Raw genomic sequence first — 17,835 nt, 5'->3', positions numbered from 1 at the left:
GCCTCTCAAGGTCAGTCTTGCAGGTAGCCAGCTACACCCTGCTCCATCAGGTAGGACATCTCGGCCTCCAGAATCGTGTCTACGGCCAGCTCGCTCAACCGGACATCACGCCGCTGCACGATATAATCGACCAGATCGTCGATGTCGATATCCACTTCGCCGCTCGTCTTCGATGCGGCTTGCTCGATGTAGGCCTGCTCGTGCTTCAGCACGAGCCGGATATCCTCCGCCTTCTCGCTTGTACGATCTATAATATATTGCAGCAGCTCTTGCTCATCCACCGGTTTCTCGGCCTCCGGCCGCTTGCTCGTCATAGGTTCTACCTCCACGTAATCGTACTGACCGCCCTATTGTACACCCTATTACTCAGTGCTTCAAGAGTCGATTGCGTACCAACAAAAACAGCTCCCGAACCTCGCGCAAGGCGGATTCGGGAGCTGCTTGGGAAGCGCCGGCCAGGCTTAGAACGTCGCAGCCAGCTCCTGAGCTTTGTGAAGACCCTCGCCGATGATCGACTGGGCTTGCTCCGGCAGCTGATTGTGACCTTCCACGACCACGACCTCCGGATTGTCGATGCCGATGAAACCAAGAATCGTCCGCACGTAGTTCAGCGACATCTCCATGGCTGCCATCGGCTGCTCACTGTACACGCCGCCGCGAGCCTGGAGCAGCACGACTTTTTTGTCCTTCACCAGACCTACCGGCCCTTCGGCAGTATATTTGAACGTCTTGCCCGACTGGCAGAGATAGAACAAGTACGTTGTAAGCTGAGCAGGGATCGTGAAGTTCCAGAGCGGGAACGCCAGGACAATCTTATCCGCGCCCAGGAACTGGTCGAGGTACGTATTGGAGAGGTCGGCCGCTTTTTGCTCGGCAGGCGTGGTCTCGATGCCCTTCCCCAGCTTGAACAGCCCGTTCATCATATCATTATCGAAGTAAGGCAGATCGGCCTCGAACAGATTGAGCTCGGTAACGATATCATCCGGATGATTTGCTTTATAGGTGCTTAGGAACTGCTCGTACAACTGCACAGTGACCGATTGCTCGGCAGGTCTGTTGTTAGCTTTAATAAACAATACTTGTGCCATAAATGGGTTTCTCCTCCTGTATTCAATTCTCTTTTTATGTTAATTACTTATTTATAGTAACAAACAAAATATAAATTGTCCAGCACTTTCCCCTCTTGTCTGATTACAATATTCCCCAGCATTCGACATTCCTTTCTTCCTCGGCTGTGGCAAGTATGATACCATGGACTCATACAATATACCTGACTTCGGTCAGAATGCGCGCGAACCTCTTTCACCTAACTATCCCGTCATTGGAGCGGTGCTGACCATGGATTCCGCTATTCAGAACTATATCGTGCTCGTCTCGATATCCGGTGCCCTGCATGTCCTCATGGTCATCTACGCACTCAACGTCAAGACCAGCTTCTCGGGCATCCGCACCTTCGTCTGGATGGGCATCTTCAGCTGCATCTATACTTTTGGCTTCGCCTTCGAGCTGGCCAGCGACTCACTCGCTGAGGCGAAATTGTGGATCATCATCGAGTATCTGGGCATGCCCTTCATCGCTCCATGCTGCCTGATGCTGGTCCTCCACTATGTTAATCTCGAACGCTACCTTACCCGCCGGGCCATCTGCGCGCTGTTCGCCATCCCGGTCACCACCAGCATCATGGTGGCAACCAATGATCTGCATCACCTCTTCTATCAAACTATCTACGTACGGGAGGACGCTCCTGCCGTACTCATCGATATCGTCATCGGCCAGTGGTACATCGTACACGGGAGCTTCACTTTTGCGTGTCTGCTGGCAGCCGGGCTGATCCTGATCCGTCACTGGAAGCGCACCTACCGGGTCCAGATGGCGACGATTCTTGTCACACTCTATGCGCCCATGCTGGGCTCATTTATTTATCTGCTCGGCTACACGCCTTTTCAGATGGATCCTGTACCGATTATTATGAGCTTCACTTCGGCCCTTTATATCTGGGCGATCCTCTCGACTGGCCTGCTGCGGGTGTCGCCGATCGCCCGGGAGAAGATCTTCGAGAATATGCGCGATGCCGTGCTGGTCCTCGATCAGGACGGCCGGATCGGCGATTTCAACCGTTCGGCCTCCCGCCTGCTGCCCGGACTGGGCGATACGGCGGTCGGACAATCCGTCGCTATCCTTACGATACCCGAGATCGAACAAGCGATGCTCGCACCGGATGACCCCTCTCGGCCGGCTGCCCAGGAAATCCGGATGGCGCTCCACGTCCAGGACCAGCTCCGCCACTATCAGGTGAGGATCTCTCCCTTGCCGGACCGGAGCGGGCAGCCGATTGGACACACGGTCGTCTTCATGGATGTCACTGAACAAATACTGCTCCATAACAAGCTGCAGCATATGGCGACGACCGACGGGCTTACCGGTCTCTACAATCGTACGCACTTTATGGAACTGGGGGCACGCAAGCTGGCGGAGTCTGTGAAGTCCAACTTGCCCTTTGCCGTTATCCTGCTGGATATCGATCACTTCAAGCAGATCAATGACGGGTATGGCCACGACACGGGCGACGCTGCCCTGCAGCATACCGCTGCCGTCTGCAGCTCGCTGCTGCGCAGCGGCGATCTGCTCGCCCGTTACGGCGGCGAAGAGTTCGTCCTGGCCATACCCGGCGCCGATGCTGAAGACGCCTTCATGCTGGCGGAGCGGCTGAGACGTGCCATCCAGAGCGCCCCGCTGGCTGTCCGGGGAGACAGCCTGACGATGACCGCCAGCTTTGGCGTCAGTGCTTATGGCGACGACGAGACCGGGCTGGCCGAGCTGATCCGGCAGGCGGACCAGGCGCTGTACGCTGCCAAACGGGGCGGGCGCAACCGGGTCAACGCCTACAGCCGGGCACAATCCGATTCTCTGCCGCCATCGCCAAGCAGTGAGCGCGACTGAAACAGGCCACTCGTCCATTTTGCGAACCTTCCTTGCGGCATGTACATATCTTCTTATTGACCTGCCAAAAGCAGTGTGAATTCGCCGTCCCACCCGGGACTGCTCAAATGGAGATGAGAATGTGCCGCTGACCAAAATTGATGTGCTGATCCCGGCGATCGAGAAGGATCTGGGAACCCTGCCCCATGTCATCGATAGTGTGCGCGCTATGGTGCATCACCCGATCAGTCAGTTTCTGATCGTCTCGCCGGACACGCCGCGAATGCGCAAGCTATGTGCCCGCAAACGCTGCACCTTCATAAATGAGACCGCCGTGCTGCCGATTACCAAGCGCGATATTCATTACCGCTCGGCCCGGTGGGAACGCTCAGGCTGGCTGTACCAGCAGCTGTTGAAGCTGGGCGCCGAGAAGTTCGTCACCGCCTCTCACTATCTGGTCATCGATGCCGACACCGTGCTCATCCGTCCTCACCGATTCCTAACGCCCGAAGGCAAGACCGTTTTCTATACGCGCAGCTGGAGTCAACCCGAATACTTCGTCACCTACCGCAAGCTGCTGGGGCGTTCCCCCGCCCGCGCCTCTTTTGTCACCCACTACATGCTCTTCGAGAAGACCATAGTAAAGCAGATGAAGCGCACGATCGAAGCCCGCCACGGGATGAGCTGGTTCCGGGCGATCCTTCATAGCATGGATCGCAAGAAACAGTTCGCCTTCTCCGAGTTCGAGACGTACGCCAACTATCACATCTCCTCCTACCCAGGCCGTCATTACCTGAAGCCGGCGCTAAACCGCAGCCTGCACATGGAACCCGCACAGCTGTCACCCGGCCGCATGCGGGAGCTGACGGCCCGCTACCGGTCGCTCTCGTTCCACAAGCGCAAGGTCTACAGCATCGGCTAGTAGATCGGACCTGAAATAAACGTTACTATGGTAGCTCCGAGGAGAGGGGGCTTACGATCGCTGTTGTCCCCAGATTTCTTGATTATTTTACCGCGCTAGCGCTAGAAGTCTGGGGACAAAGGCGAGCATTTTAACGCTTTCTGCAAGAAAGCGACTTCGGAAGCATAGGCTTTTCTCCAGCCTCCCTCTCCTCTCCATTCCTCATCGTTCGTTTATTTGTGGCTCCCTCTACTAGTTATCTCCGTGTAACTAAATGGACTTTCGGCGGTTCTCCAGCTGGCCTTACAGCGCGTCAGACCGGCGCTCGGCTGCACGTGCAACCTTTTATATCCCGAAACGTATGTAGCTGTATATACCGCAGGTGTCTAGAAGATTGGTGAAAAAGTGCCGGAAGTAGGGCGGAATTGTCCTGGAGAAGAGCGAAAGCTTTTCGCAGAAAAGCTAGCTTCGGAAGCATACACTGTTCCCGGAATTCACCCTCAACCAAAGGTTATGATTCAAGAATTCACCACGCTTCTAGCAAGCGCTATTTATACACACACTAATACACACACAAAGGAGGTTGCCGCCATGTGGGCATCCATCATCATAGGCGCGGTCATTGTCATCGGCATCATCTCGATCTACAATACGCTCATCGCTGCACGCAATAACGTGCAGGAGGCCTTCGCTGCCATCGACGTCTTCCTGGAGCAGCGCTTCGACGCATTGAGCAAGGCGGCGGAGGCTGTAGCCGCTTATACGGAGCACGAGAGGGAGACGATGAACAGTATCGTCTCGCTCCGCAATCAGGTGCAGCTCGCCCGCACGAGCGACGATAAAGTCCATGCCTATGCGGAGATGGAAGGACTGGCCGGCGGCTTGCGGGTGCAAGCCGAAGCTTATCCCCAACTGCAGGCGAGCGCCAATTATGTCCATCTGCAGAAGACGATCAACGATCTTGAAGAGAAGCTCTCCGCCAGCCGGAGAACGTTCAATGCGCGCGTCAACCGGTACAACACGCTGATCGAGACATTCCCGCTTAACTTGCTCGCCGCGATGATGAATTTCCGCCGCAAGGAACTGCTCGAGACCGCAGCCGCCAAAAAGCAGGATGTCGACCTGCGGTCCATCCTACGGGGCTAACCGATGTTTCCTGCCAAATCTGACGTCGCCCGGGCGCTGCAGAGCCGGCTTCCCGAACTCGAAGAGGCGCGAGCCGCCTATAAGCGCATCTTCCTGAACGGCATCGTCACGATCCTCGCTGCGGCGGCGGGGACGCTGATCGTATTCCTGAGCGGCATTCCCGAGGCGATCCTGGTCACGGCTGCAGTTGCGGTCATCGCAATCGTCGTCATGGTCGTCCGGATGAACCGCCGTTACCGCGAGTACCGGGACCGTTTCAAGCAGCAGATCGTGCGAGGCGTGGCGCGCGAGCTGGTCGCCGGATGCAGGCTGCCGGATGAGACACCCGATTACGAGTATGCCGTGCATTACGACCAATACAGCCGCATCAGTGACAATCATATCGACGGTTGCCTGCTGTTCGACGAGCGGATCGACCGTATAGAGGGAGAAGATCTAATCAAGGGCAAGCTGGGGCTGACCGACTTTGAGTTCTCGGAGCTGCACCTGAGGCGGGTCGAACGCAATACGGGCAGCAACGGGCATACGACAACTCGGCATGTGACAGTCTTCGAGGGCGTGCTGTTCGTCGCCGATTTTCACAAGTCGTTCCGCGGGGTTACGCTGCTGCTGGCTAATGGCTGGCTGGGGGCGGGCGGTTTCTTCAACAAACTGGGCAACAAGATGTCGGGTCTGTTCTCCAGACATAAGATGTATAATATCGACCTGGAGAATCCCGCCTTCAACCGCTATTTCGACACCAATACCTCCGATGAGGTGGAAGCGCGCTACCTTCTTTCTCCCAACTTCATGGAACGGATTCTGGGCTTCAAATCGTGGCATGACCAGAAGGTCGAGTTCGCCTTCGTAGGCTCGCGGATGTATGTCGCCATTTCGTCCAAGTCCGACTACTTCGAACCGACGGTGAGACAGTCCACGGAGCGCCAGATGGAGAGAGTATACGACGAACTGATCTTTTTCTTCTCGCTGATCGAGCACTTCGATCTCAATACGCGCATCTGGAGCAAATCCTGATCTGGGAAACCGCCGGCATCCCTCTTGCCCGGCGGTTTTTGTCTGCGCTCATGCAGCTTGCCGATGTCAGCTGCTGTCACCCATTTCGCCAAGATTAAAAAAAGTTCATGAAACTCTCCCTTTCTCTCGCAAAATCCGCTAGAATAGAGACATATACGCACTTTCCTGATTCTACCGGTTTCGACACCAGGCGCTTCCGCCTCGCCGCAGCGAAACATTTGGCGATTATTGGCGTCTAAACTCTTACCTGTACATAAGCACACATTAAGCAATTTCGAACGGAGGATTATGTATTTATGCGTGTAGCCTGGAAAAAAGTCGGACTGCTGATGCTGCTGTCGGTCATGGTCGCCGTGTTCCCCGCTATCGTCCAAGCGGCCGCCGGGCCGTCCATCGTCGTGGATGGCAAGAAGCTCGATCTCACTGGCGGCGCCCGGGTGGAGATCGTGGACGGCAATGTCATCATCCCGATCCGGATCGTCACCGAGAACCTCGGCTTCAAGGTCAATTGGGAAGCGCAGACCCGCAAGATCGATATCACGGACGGCAGCCGGACTGTCGGTCTGACTATCGGCAGCAAGACCGCCATCGTCAACGGAGTCGAGATGCAGCTGCTCGCTGCACCCGTGCTCAAGGACGGTGTTACCAGTGTGCCGCTGCGGTTCGTCAGCGAGCAGATGGGGATGAACGTCAGCTGGGATGACCAGACGAAGACAGCGACGGTCACCAGTCCCGAGCCACCTCCCGCGAGCGGGGGCGTAGTTGCTGTGGAGGACATCAGCCTGAATGGACGCCAGCTCAAGATCGCCGTCGGCGGCAAGGTCGAGCCGAACGTATTCGCCATGAAGTCACCCGACCGGATCGTTATCGATCTGCCGGGGACAAGCCTCTCGCGCGCCCTCGAGGACCGCGCTGGCCAGAAAGGCGTCGTCTCGGCGGCCAGTTCGGCGGAGATCGCAGGTGTGCGCTATGCCTTGTTCAGCAGCAATCCCTCGACGGTGCGCGTCGTTATCGACCTGAACATCGCCGCCACCTTTAACGTGCTGCGCGGCGATGCCGGCGAGGTGATCGTCGAGCTGTCCGGCGACGGACAGACGCCAGGGCCAGGCACCGAGACGCCGGGAGTTGGATTGCCGGGGGCCGATCCGCAGACGCCGCCGGTGGTCACGCCGGAGCCGCCACCGGTGGTCACACCGGAGCCGCCGCCCGTAACTTCCGGCAAGAAGCTCATCGTCATTGACGCCGGGCATGGCGGCAGCGACCCTGGAGCTATCGGCGCGGGCGGCAAGCGTGAGAAGGACTTTACGCTCGCAATCGCGTTGAAAGTGGAGGCTCTGCTCCTTCATGATCCGCACTTGGAAGCTGTACTTACCCGCTACGATGATACATTCATTGAACTGGGCAATCGCGGCACGATGGCCAATGAAGTGAATGCCGATGCGTTCGTGTCCATCCATGCCAACTCCGTCAATAATTCGCCATCAGCCAGCGGTACTGAGTCTTACCATCACTCGGATTCGGACAAAGCATTCACACAGATCATGCACAAGCATTTGCTCAATGCGACAGGCTTCAAGGATCGCGGTGTCAAGCAGGCCAATTTCAAGGTTCTCCGCGACGCCTCCATGGTCTCCGTGCTGCTGGAAGCAGGTTTCCTGTCGAATGCCGCTGAGGAAGCCAAGCTCTTCGACGAGGGGACGCAACAGCGGATCGCCCAGGCAATTGTGGATGGCCTGAAGGAATATTTCGGATTCATCTAGTATTTTAGCTCGGAAGTCCCGGTCAGAACCGGGTAACAGGCATGCCTTGTGCCCTCTGCTGCGGCGGAGGCGCAAGGCATGTTTTTGCTGCTACATGACTGTGAGACCAGGGGAGCGGAGGGAATAGCTATGACAGGCGACCAACAGATCAGCGACGCGCTCGCGCATACGATCGTGCAGGCAGCCAAAGAGGTCATCCGTCACGAAGTGAACTTCATACGGACGGATGGGGTCATCGCCGCCAGCACGGTCCCCGAGCGGGTCGGCATGCTCCATAGCGCAGCACTGGAGGCGCTGGCCACCGGACAGGTGTTGGAGGTAGGGCCCGAGTCGATGTATACCGGCGCTCGCCCCGGGATCAACTACCCCGTCGTACTGGACGGCAAGCGGTTGGGCGTCATCGGTATTACTGGCGATGTAGAGGAGTGCCGCCCTTTGGGATATCTGCTGACCAAGATCGCCGAAGTGATGATCCGGGAACAGTGGCTCTCCAGGGAGCGGCAAGGGGCCGACGAGTACCGCCATGCCGCAGTGCGCCGATTGTTGTTCGGCGAGAGCCAGGGAGAAGCGGAGCTCGGGGAGCTCCTGCGCCGGTATGGCCTGTCTGCCGGCGAACCGGCTTGTGTCTTGCTGCTGGCGCCGCACAGTGGCGCCGGGCGTACGGGGGAAGAGCTCATATCATGGATTCCGGGTCTGCTGGCGGCGGCGCGGACTCCGCTTTATGCGTATTTATTCCCCGACCGGTATGCGATCCTGGTGCCGCAGTCCGGCTATGAAGCGATGATCCTTCACCTCCGTGGTCTGGCGCAGCATCATCGCTTCCATGCCGGCGCAGGCAGTCTCCACGGCTGGGGTGAGCTGGCGCTGTCGTATCGGCACGCTCAGCTTGCTCTGCAGCAAGCCGCTGCTGGCGGCGGTCCGATCTGCGAATTCCGCTCGATGGGGCTGGAGATGCTCCTCTCCCAGCTGCCGCAGGAGCAGCGGCGAGACTATGCCAGACACCGGATCGGCATGTTGAGCGAAGCGGAACGGACGACGCTGCGCACGTATCAGGCGCACAGCATGTCGCTCAAGGATACGGCAGCGGCGCTGTTCCTGCACAAGAACACGCTGCAATACCGTCTGGATAAGATTCACCGCAAGAGCGGCCTTGATCCCCGCGACTATACGGATTCGGTTGAACTGTATATTGCGCTGCTGCTGGACGGAGTAGCACCTGAGCTGCCATAATAGCTAGCATTGACCGGCAACTTAATTGTTATGAATAACATATTTCAGGATGTTATTAGGTATATCAACCAATGCAACACGCTTCCATATCCGCTATAATGAAGGCATCTATACCCGGTAGCTTGGCGCTGCCCGGACGGGAGCCCTTGCCATCATCCGGTAGCTGCCCATACCGAGAGCCTTGCTTCTGCCTATCCACTCTCATCTATTCGGAAGAAGATCCCGTCCGCATCCAAGTGCGGGGTCGGGGGAGCGTGGCGAGGGAGCGTGGCGAGGGAGAGTGTGACGGTCGGACGACCAGAGCCGGGAGCAGCGCACAGAAAATTCCGTTTGCGTATGGGACGAGGGCGAAGCGGCTATTCAGCCTGAATACGGATTGAATGCGCTTACCTTTCCCGATAAGAGGAGGCTTAATGAGATGAAAGTTGTGATCGCCATCGATTCGTTCAAGGGAAGTATCTCGTCCTCTGAGGGCGGCGCTGCCATCGCCGCCGGGATCAAGACGGTCTACCGCGAAGCGGAGACCGTCATCCTGCCGCTCGCTGACGGCGGAGAAGGCACTGTAGAAGCGCTGGTCAGCGGCAGCGGGGGCGAGCTGCGCACCGTCTGCGCAACCGGCCCGCTCGGCGAGACCATACAAGCCGCATACGGCATCATGGGCGGCGGAGAGACCGCGGTCATCGAGGTAGCCGCTGCCTGCGGCTTGCCGCTGGTGAGCCGCGAGAGGCGCGATCCGTCGCAGACGACAACCTATGGTGTCGGCGAGCTGATCGCCGATGCAATCGGCGCCGGCTGCCGCTCGTTCGTCATCGGACTGGGGGGCAGTGCCACCAACGATGCCGGGATCGGCATGCTCCAGGCGCTGGGCTACCGTTTCTTGGATGATGCCGGCCGGGAGGTCGGCCAGGGCGGGGCGGCGCTTGCCCGGATCGCACGCATCGATGCCAGCGGCGTGCGACCTGAACTGGCGGCGTGCAGCTTCCGGGTCGCCTGCGATGTCGACAACCCGCTCTACGGTCCGGAGGGCGCCGCCTTCATCTTCGGGCCGCAGAAGGGCGCCGACACCGCGATGGTGGAGCAGCTCGACCAGGGGCTGCGCCACTTCGCCAAGGCAGCTGAGCGCTTCCTCGGCCGGGACATCGCTGCCATCCCGGGAGCTGGTGCTGCCGGCGGTCTGGGCGCCGCCCTCGTCGGCTTCCTGGGAGCTTCGCTGCTCTCCGGAGCTGAGCTCGTGCTGGAGAGCCTCGGAATCGAGGCGCAGCTGGCGGATGCCCAGCTCGTCATCACCGGCGAGGGTCGGCTCGACGGCCAGACTTCGCGCGGCAAGGCGCCGCTCGGGGTAGCCCGGCTCGCCAGCCGCCACGGCTTGCCGGTGATCGCGCTCGCGGGCAGCGTTGGCGCCGAGGCCCGGTCGCTCAACAGTCAGGGCGTGAGCGCCTTGTTCCCCATCCTGAGCGGACCGATGACGCTGGAGGAAGCGATGGATCCGGCAGCGACGGCGGCGCACCTGCGGGGGACAGCGGAGCAGCTGTTCCGCTTGCTGCAGGCGACCGGGGCGTTGCGTTAGCCGTGTCGTCCTTGTTGGTGACGGGATGAAGCAGCCCAAGGAAGGGCGGTATATGCCGGGCGTGAAGAAGATGCATCAGGAATCTGAGAATTCATCCAAGGGAGAGTACATTTTCGGCCATCTGTTTGGCGCGCGATTGGCGTTCTGGCGGGCTCTCCGCTCAAATGGTTCTGCCTCCCCCTGTTTATCAACCTGCAGGACGGTTTCAAAACCATCTTCGGCTGGGATGCTTCGTCAGAGCAGCGACAGGATTCCCATGTGGTGCAAATGATTGATCAAGCCTATGGCGCCGCTCGTTCGTTTGGCGGAGCTCTGCTTCTGCTGGATCGGTACTTCCTTTCCATTCCGGCACTGAAGCGTTTGGTGAAGGCAACCTCTCCGGCGAGAGCCGGATGCACATCGTGACCAAGGCCAAGATGAATGCCGTCGCTTACGAGCGTCCCGTCCGCAAATCCGGCCGGGGACGTCCGTCCAAGAAGGGGAACATGCTCAAGCTTGCCGAGTTGTTTCACACGCGGGAGGCGGAATTCGAATAATCATCGAACAGCGGTTGATACTACACATTTAGTAGATGGAAATAATAATCCAGTAGGCGATCCGAGGACAGCAAATTGCACACCGAACAATGGTGGATTTGACTTGTTTTTATATAGTCCACATATTTTTGGATTGGATGCAAAGAAATTCGCGGCAGGTGCAGACTGTGGTATTCCTTATGGTGACCTAATAAGTCCAGATATCACATATGGTTACGATGCTTGGATTGAAAGAGACGGAGATTGGAGGGTTGCTGGTTCTCATGATAAAGCACCTTCTCATGAATTTTATATCTATGATCGAGCCAGTGGAAACTATACAGAAATTTTCCAGCACCCCGCTCTACGAAAAGCAAATGGTGACGTACAATTTCTTGCATTAGCCCCCCCTTGGCCAAGCACTCATTTTGATATTAGTGGTTAAGTATTTTTATATGTGAAAAGAGATTATATTTATATGAGTGGAAGGTCACCACCTTCCACTCGCATCACAGTACACACACGTAACATAAAATGAAAGATACAAATACCCTCGCACTTCCAAAAAAGGAAGTTCCGAGGGTATTATTTTAAATGATTGATACATTTCTGAAAATGACATTTCAATGCAAATTGGCATTTGTCGATCTAAGGGTCAGCTAGATTCAATGACTTGTCTTATTGAATATCCTGCTTCTTCTCAATATACTATCTATTAACCATAATCCTATTGCTGCAATGAAAACAGCATACATAAAATAGTTGCCCATTAAAGTTTCATCGGCTTGAAAAAACCAATACGTAACAAGTCCTGCGAAAAAAAGATGTATGGTCAACCCCATTATATGGCGGATAAATGTTCCATTGATTTTGTGTATGATAATGTCCGAAATCATGGAACAAGGAACACCTATTAAGATGGAGTACCCTGCAGCATACATATAGATAAAGATAAATTCAGAGAGTTGAGGAGACTCATATCCAAATATCGTAAAGAGAAAGGAAAGAACCATCGAAGATATTAAAGCGGAAAGCATTTTCCTTCCAATTATATTTAGTATCTTCATAAGTTTCACCCCTTCGATCAAAAAGTTAATCTACACTAATTTAGGAACCCTTAATTAACTAACGACCGCTAATTAACAATATCACAGCTAAACGCGGCAAAGCCAGCCCCCTTCTCTTGACGAGAGGGGGCTGGCTTTTTGTCCTGGTCGATTTCGGACAGAGGTCGGCGACCCGTGCAAGCACCAAAATGGCGCTAACACAACCGCCCAACATCATCGCTCGACTCTTCTACAGTACGTATATCCCTGCCTTAACCGCCTCCCCAAGTCAATCCGCTTTAGGGACGCCAGATTTTGTACAGCGCATGCGTGCCCTTGTCTTCATAGCCCTGCTCAGCCAGACGAGTATAGAGGGCATGTGCTTGCGCCAGACCCGGTGTGTCCATGCCCATCTCGCGGGCCGACTCGAGAGCGATGCCCATGTCCTTGATGAAGTGCTTCACGTAGAAGCCCGGCTCGAAGTTGCCGTCGATGATCCGAGGGCCCAGATTGCTGAGCGACCAGCTGCCCGCAGCGCCGCTCTCGATGCTCGCCAGTACCGTCTTCGGATCGAGACCCGCCGATTCGGCATAAGCGAGCGCCTCGCAGACGCCGACCATACCGCTGGCAATCGCGATCTGATTGCACATCTTGGTATGCTGACCCGCGCCAGGCTTGCCCTGGAGGACGATGTTCTTGCCCATCAGCTGGAACAGCGGCAGCACTGCATCGTAATCCTGCTGCTCAGCGCCGACCATGATCGAGAGCGCTGCATTGCGGGCGCCGACATCGCCGCCCGAGACCGGCGCATCCAGTGCAGCCTGCCCCTTCGCCTTGGCCGCTTCATGGATCCGCTGGGCCAGCAGCGGGCTGGAGGTCGTCATATCGATCAGATATGCGCCTTCCTTGGCCTGCGCGATGATGCCGTCCTCGCCCAGATAGATCTCTTCGACGTCCTTGGGGAAGCCGACCATCGTGATGACAACGTCGCAGGCTGCCGCCAGTTTGCCCGGCGTGTCATGCCAGATGGCCCCTTCGTCGACGAGCGCCTGAGCCTTCTCCGCGGTGCGGGTATAGATATGGAGCTCATAGCCCGCTTTGGCGAGATGCCCCGCCATGCTCTTGCCCATCACGCCGATCCCGATAAAACCTACCTTCGTCTCCCCTGCTTGCAATGCCATGTATAATGCCTCCTCTGAATGTTGTTGTGCGACATGCTGCCTAAAGAGCGTGCAGTGCTCCTATCCCCTGCCCCAGAGCTCCGGCTCATCGCAGCGACAGCCGGTACTGCTTGGGCGACATCTCCACGAAACGCTGGAAAGCACGGTTCAGGTTGCGCTCGGAGTAGCCGACCATCTCGGCGATCTCCGCTACGCTGTAATCCGTCTCCTTAAGCAACATCTTGGCCTTCTCTACTTTAAACTTCATCAGATACTCGATAAACGAAATGCCCATCTCCCGTTTGAACAAGCGGCTGAGGTACGACGGGCTGACCTGCACCAGCTCGGCGCACTCCGACAGCGAATGCGAGGTCGCCGGCTGGCTGGCGATGAAGCTGCAGACGCGCTGGACGATCAGCTTGGACGAATGGTTGCGGATCTCGTCCACCACCTGCTGATAGAGCGGGAACAGGATGGTGCCGAACCAGTCGTGCACCTCTTGGGCGCTCTGGCATTCCTTGAGCTGATCGAACAGATTGTCCCCCAGCAGGCCGGCCAGCCCCGGACCTTTCTCCTCCAGTGACTGGACGATCGCCGACAGCAGCACCTGATAACACTGGAAAATAATATTGTAAGACTCCGATGCCCGCACTCGTGCCGAGAAATGCCGCAGCGCCTCCTCGGCCTGCGGCAGATCGCCGCTCCACAGGAACTCGACCATCTGTTCCTCGATCTCGCGCGGATACAGGAAGACCGGCTGACGCTCCGCCTGGATCATATCCTCATAGAAGAAAACCGTCTGATCGGCATGGAACAGCCGATGCTGCAGCGCCTGCTGGGCTTCCTTGTAGGAATCGTGCAGCTTCGCCAGCTGGACGGCACTGCCGATGCCAGTCGACACGGAGAAGGACAGATAACGCTGCAGCGCGTCGCGCAGCCGCTCCCCGTACCCGGCAACCAATTGGCGAATCTCCGGCATCGACCGCTCGGCCGGGAAGCGGAAGATGCCGATCGCTTCCCGGTCATCCTTGTCGACGATGAAACCCGTCACGTCCGGCAGCTGCCCGAGCAGCTCGGTCATCACATTCTTGACGGCAAACACGATGACCGGGCCTTCGCTGGGCAGGAACCGCTTCTCCTTCATCAGATTCTCCACCTTGGTGATGAGCACGACATAATGGCCCGTCAGCGGAATCCCCTGCTTGCGGCACTCGTCGTGCAGCGACTGCGAGCCTTTAATCCCGCCCGGACGAAGCAGCTGCAATAGCGTGCGCTCTCTTAGATCGGGCTGGACGCCGCGTACATAGCGATTAAGCGACTCCGTCTGCTCGTTCAGATAGCTCAGGCAGGAGCGGATATACTCGATCTCGTCGAGCTTCCCCGAATCCTCGCTGCCGCTCTTGCGCAGATGCTTGCCGTACTGCGTCAGCTGCTGGATCGGGTTGTAGACCATACGCGATACGAGCAAACTGAGGAGGATGCCGATCAAGAGGAAGATGGATACCGAGACAACGATCAGGACCCGGATCCAGCCGAGCTGATCGATCATCGCCTGCTTGGGAAGCATGGAGATATAAGTGCGGCCCTGCGCGGTCCTGGACCATGCGACCAACTGCTCTTCCTCGCCGCTGGTGATGAATTGGTTGGTCGTCCGATCATCCGCCACCGCAGCTTGGATTACCGGATCGGACAGCCGCGCGCCTGACATGCTGCCCCCCTCCGAATCCAGGATCATCCGGCCATTCCCGGATATGATCGCCAAGGACTGGCCGGAGATACCCGCCAGATAGCTGCCCAGTACCTCCTCGCGGATCTGCAGCAGCAGCACGCCCTGGGGCTCCTCGTTGCTCATGATCGGCAGCTTGCGCACATAGCTCAGATAGCCGCGCCGGCCCGAGTCGGGCAAGTACAACCAGCCCGCAAATCCCGGCATCTCCATCGCTTCCGTGATATCCGCCGCGCCATAATAATCATTCATGCGGGCCATGCCGTAGTGATGCGTCAGCGCCATCTGGGACTGCTCGTCATAGAAGATGATGTCCTGGATCAGGTTATTGGTGTTCTTGTACAGCAAGAACAGATCCAGCATGCCCAGCTGCCCGATGTAATCGGTCGGATAGTCGGTCATCGCCAGCGCCTCGCGCAGCTGGCTGGAGCTGGCGAGCTGGAGCGACATATGCTCGATGCCGGTGAACAGATTCTCCATCCGGTCCACCATCATCTGCAGCGACTCCTGATTATCCCGTTGGAACTGCGTGGTCAGCTCCCGCATGGAAAAGTGATAGTACGCGCTTCCGGCCAATACGAGCGGGAGCGTCACCGAGATACAGCCCAGCCATATGAGACGTTGCCAATAATTATGTGTCGGCAGCAGATTAGTCAGACGTGTCCTGATGCGTTTCCATAGCTGCTTCATCGCTTCTCCCCGCTTCCTCTCCCCCTAGTATAGCAAATCTCCGGACAGCGGGCGTAAGACTGATCCGTCCGTTTATTTCTATTCCTAACTACCAGGCCCCTCAGCCGGACTGAACCGGATGCACTCCCAGACCTCCAGACGCGGCAGCGTCAGGTAGACCGAATCGCCGCGGCGTTCAAGATCCAGTCCCGTCCCGCCGATCAGGCAGTCAGCCCTATATTCACTGTCCGTGCCCGGCAGCTTCAACTCGATCTCGATGTCGTGCAGCGGCAGCATCGTCGCCAGCGGCCGCCGGCCGGCGCCATTGACGAGATGCAGCAGCCAATCCTTATCCTTGCGGAATAAGGTGATCTGCAGCCCTTGGTAGGCGGTGACCCGAACCTGCCGCTCCTCGCCCAGCAGCGACACCACACTGTTCGAGAGCAGCTGATAATGCTCGCCGAGCTTATATTCATTGATGAGCCGGCTCAGCTGGAACGGGAAGTACAGCGTACTTCCCGCGCCGCGCGGCCGCCTGAGGGCCAGCGGCAGGTCGGAGTGCGGCACCGGCAGCGAAGCCCGCTCCGGCGGCGCGCCTACACTCTCCAGCGGCGAGAATGGCGGCACCAGGGTGGCCAGCACCTCGCTCTCATCATCCAGCGGCCGGCAGTAGGTGACGACGCCCCGATGCGCGATCAGCTCGGTCTCCTCCAGCCCCGACTGCAGCGGGTTCTCGCCCTGCGAAGTGGGCTCGAAACGCAGATAGGAGGCCAACAGCTCCTCGCTGGTGTAGCGTTCTTCGGCGATGCCGAGCAGCTCCGGCAGTCCTGCGGCTTCATCCGGCAGTCCGCCTTCGGCGATGACATGGCCCCCGCTCTGCACATATGCCTCCAGCCGCTTGGCAAACGCCTCCGTATACGCATACCCCTCCGGCACGATAATGACGCGATAGGCAGCCAGCCGCTCGGCAGTCGCCTGCTCCGGCAGCAGCACATCAAAGAGCAGCTGGCTGTTGATGAGCCCGTCTGCCCATCCTTCCGCCGACCGGTCAGCGTTCCAGAGCAGCGCGAGCTGCGAGGCAGGCTGCGCGCCATGCATGTAGCGCTCGACTTTGGCGGCATTGTGATTGAGCTCGCCGACAATGTTCAGGATCCGCTTGTCGGTGATCGTCTCCGGCACGCCCGTCAGCGAATGCCAGATCTGACCGCCATGAGCCGGGATCTGGGCCAGCCAGAACCGGTACTCCGCCGGCGGCAGACCGGTGTGCCGCCAGTCCATCCCCGGACACGAGTGGACGATGCCGAGCGGCGCCGGCCGCTCAGGGAGCGAACGCCCGAGCTTGATGCAGAGAGCCGGCTTCCAGAACTCGGGGATATGCGTATGGCCGAGCGACAGGACATCCTGCGGCTCGATGCAGAGCAGATCCGCCGTCTCTATACGCTCGTAGATATTGTCCCGGTACAGATTATAGTAGAGGATCATCGGTACTTCGGGCCGCGTCTCTTTAATCAGCTTGTACTTTCGCTCCATCGTGTCGCGGATGCAGCGCGAAGCGAAGTCGGGCTCCAGCTCCTTGCCCGTCTCCGGCAGCGGCTTGTTGTACATGGCCTCATACTTGCTCTGGCAACGGCGGCAGCGGCAGAACATATAGTGCGGCGCGTTGAAGAAGATGCCGTCGATATCATAATCGGCCAGCACCTCTCGCAGCACCGGCTCGGCCACATCCTCATTGCGATAACCGCTGTTCAAGCAGGTGTTCATGAGGAGCGACCAGGCGCCGGGCCGGCCCGCCCCGATGATCTCCGGCTCGCCATCCGCCTTGCGGACGAACCATTGCGGCCGCCGGAGGAACACCTGGTCCTCCGCCTTGCTGAAGTCGAAGCGCGCGATGAACCTCACGCCCTCTTCATGACAGGCCTCGATCACATCGCGCAGCAGATCGGTATGCTGCGGCAGATGCTCGTTCACGGTATGGTACGGCACCCGGGACGGGTACCAGGCGTAGATGCCGCCCACGTTGAACACCATCGCATTGGCGCCCATCCCCTTGATCTGGCGCGCCAACTGGCGCGGATCAATCTTGGCCGTATCCAGCACTTGCAGATTAGGCTGGATGATGCGGAGCGGCTCGTTCTGCCACGCCCCTTCCTTGCTTAAGTTTGTCGGCACGTTCTTCCCTCCA

General features: G+C 57.9%; 14 protein-coding genes and 1 pseudogene. 9 read left to right on the top strand and 6 right to left on the bottom strand.

The annotated features are described in order from the left end of the window. Positions 1-11: 11 nt before the first annotated feature. Together ABC336_RS17170 and ABC336_RS17165 are read right to left on the bottom strand one after the other, a co-directional pair. Complete coding sequence (locus ABC336_RS17170; protein WP_413239797.1) at positions 12-314, bottom strand: hypothetical protein; 303 nt, start codon at positions 312-314, stop codon at positions 12-14. A 147-nt stretch (positions 315-461) separates the two neighbouring features. Continuing rightward, complete coding sequence (locus ABC336_RS17165) at positions 462-1,088, bottom strand: FMN-dependent NADH-azoreductase (protein WP_413239796.1); 627 nt, start codon at positions 1,086-1,088, stop codon at positions 462-464. Between the two features lie 250 nt (positions 1,089-1,338). On the opposite strand from ABC336_RS17165, the gene ABC336_RS17160 reads away from it, so the two are divergent. The 9 genes from ABC336_RS17160 (at position 1,339) to ABC336_RS17120 (ending at position 11,497) form a co-directional block, all read left to right on the top strand. Next, positions 1,339-2,940: a histidine kinase N-terminal 7TM domain-containing diguanylate cyclase gene (locus tag ABC336_RS17160; RefSeq protein WP_413239795.1), complete on the top strand. Its 1,602-nt coding sequence runs from the start codon at positions 1,339-1,341 to the stop codon at positions 2,938-2,940. A 121-nt stretch (positions 2,941-3,061) separates the two neighbouring features. Beyond that, on the top strand, positions 3,062-3,841 hold the full coding sequence (locus tag ABC336_RS17155) for a DUF6492 family protein (protein WP_413239794.1): 780 nt from the start codon (positions 3,062-3,064) through the stop codon (positions 3,839-3,841). A 570-nt stretch (positions 3,842-4,411) separates the two neighbouring features. Beyond that, a complete protein-coding gene (locus ABC336_RS17150; RefSeq protein WP_413239793.1) occupies positions 4,412-4,966 on the top strand; it encodes a LemA family protein in 555 nt (184 codons plus the stop codon). A gap of 3 nt (positions 4,967-4,969) precedes the next feature. After that, positions 4,970-5,980 carry a DUF3137 domain-containing protein gene (locus ABC336_RS17145; RefSeq protein WP_413239792.1) on the top strand — a complete coding sequence of 337 codons (1,011 nt, stop codon included), beginning with the start codon at positions 4,970-4,972 and terminating at the stop codon, positions 5,978-5,980. A 296-nt stretch (positions 5,981-6,276) separates the two neighbouring features. Then, positions 6,277-7,740: an N-acetylmuramoyl-L-alanine amidase family protein gene (locus ABC336_RS17140; RefSeq protein ID WP_413239791.1), complete on the top strand. Its 1,464-nt coding sequence runs from the start codon at positions 6,277-6,279 to the stop codon at positions 7,738-7,740. Between the two features lie 129 nt (positions 7,741-7,869). Further along, a complete protein-coding gene (locus tag ABC336_RS17135) occupies positions 7,870-8,970 on the top strand; it encodes a CdaR family transcriptional regulator (RefSeq protein WP_413239790.1) in 1,101 nt (366 codons plus the stop codon). Positions 8,971-9,388: 418 nt separating this feature from the next. Next, entirely contained in the window at positions 9,389-10,537 is a 1,149-nt protein-coding gene (locus ABC336_RS17130) for a glycerate kinase family protein (protein ID WP_413239789.1), read from the top strand. 401 nt (positions 10,538-10,938) lie between these two features. After that, positions 10,939-11,073, top strand: a complete 135-nt coding sequence (locus tag ABC336_RS17125) for a hypothetical protein (RefSeq protein ID WP_413239788.1) — start codon at positions 10,939-10,941, stop codon at positions 11,071-11,073. Between the two features lie 103 nt (positions 11,074-11,176). Then, the gene (locus ABC336_RS17120) at positions 11,177-11,497 is read left to right on the top strand and encodes a hypothetical protein (RefSeq protein ID WP_413239787.1); all 321 of its coding nucleotides are present in this window, start codon (positions 11,177-11,179) and stop codon (positions 11,495-11,497) included. 220 nt (positions 11,498-11,717) lie between these two features. Here the strand turns inward: ABC336_RS17120 and ABC336_RS17115 are convergent, their stop codons facing one another. The 4 genes and pseudogenes from ABC336_RS17115 to ABC336_RS17100 form a co-directional block, all read right to left on the bottom strand. Next, positions 11,718-12,119, bottom strand: coding sequence for a hypothetical protein (locus tag ABC336_RS17115; protein WP_413239786.1), 402 nt, complete (start codon positions 12,117-12,119; stop codon positions 11,718-11,720). A 278-nt stretch (positions 12,120-12,397) separates the two neighbouring features. After that, positions 12,398-13,297 (bottom strand): annotated as a pseudogene (locus ABC336_RS17110) (NAD(P)-dependent oxidoreductase); the annotation flags it as partial. Between the two features lie 67 nt (positions 13,298-13,364). Next, on the bottom strand, positions 13,365-15,674 hold the full coding sequence (locus ABC336_RS17105) for a helix-turn-helix domain-containing protein (RefSeq protein ID WP_413239785.1): 2,310 nt from the start codon (positions 15,672-15,674) through the stop codon (positions 13,365-13,367). Between the two features lie 84 nt (positions 15,675-15,758). Further along, positions 15,759-17,822, bottom strand: coding sequence for a beta-galactosidase trimerization domain-containing protein (locus ABC336_RS17100; protein WP_413239784.1), 2,064 nt, complete (start codon positions 17,820-17,822; stop codon positions 15,759-15,761). Positions 17,823-17,835: the final 13 nt, after the last annotated feature.

It is taken from the genome of Paenibacillus jepli, from assembly GCF_047238105.1.
GTDB lineage: Bacteria > Bacillota > Bacilli > Paenibacillales > Paenibacillaceae > Paenibacillus_D.
The sequence above is the reverse complement of the archived record's forward strand: the minus strand, read 5'-3'. Positions and strand labels throughout refer to the sequence as shown.

What these genes read in the sequence shown, in the direction of transcription:
- ABC336_RS17170 (WP_413239797.1), bottom strand. Translation starts at nt 314, where the DNA reads ATGACGAGCAAGCGGCCGGAGGCCGAGAAACCGGTGGATGAGCAAGAG.
- ABC336_RS17165 (WP_413239796.1), bottom strand. Translation starts at nt 1,088, where the DNA reads ATGGCACAAGTATTGTTTATTAAAGCTAACAACAGACCTGCCGAGCAA.
- ABC336_RS17160 (WP_413239795.1), top strand. Translation starts at nt 1,339, where the DNA reads ATGGATTCCGCTATTCAGAACTATATCGTGCTCGTCTCGATATCCGGT.
- ABC336_RS17150 (WP_413239793.1), top strand. Translation starts at nt 4,412, where the DNA reads ATGTGGGCATCCATCATCATAGGCGCGGTCATTGTCATCGGCATCATC.
- ABC336_RS17145 (WP_413239792.1), top strand. Translation starts at nt 4,970, where the DNA reads ATGTTTCCTGCCAAATCTGACGTCGCCCGGGCGCTGCAGAGCCGGCTT.
- ABC336_RS17140 (WP_413239791.1), top strand. Translation starts at nt 6,277, where the DNA reads ATGCGTGTAGCCTGGAAAAAAGTCGGACTGCTGATGCTGCTGTCGGTC.
- ABC336_RS17135 (WP_413239790.1), top strand. Translation starts at nt 7,870, where the DNA reads ATGACAGGCGACCAACAGATCAGCGACGCGCTCGCGCATACGATCGTG.
- ABC336_RS17130 (WP_413239789.1), top strand. Translation starts at nt 9,389, where the DNA reads ATGAAAGTTGTGATCGCCATCGATTCGTTCAAGGGAAGTATCTCGTCC.
- ABC336_RS17115 (WP_413239786.1), bottom strand. Translation starts at nt 12,119, where the DNA reads ATGAAGATACTAAATATAATTGGAAGGAAAATGCTTTCCGCTTTAATA.
- ABC336_RS17105 (WP_413239785.1), bottom strand. Translation starts at nt 15,674, where the DNA reads ATGAAGCAGCTATGGAAACGCATCAGGACACGTCTGACTAATCTGCTG.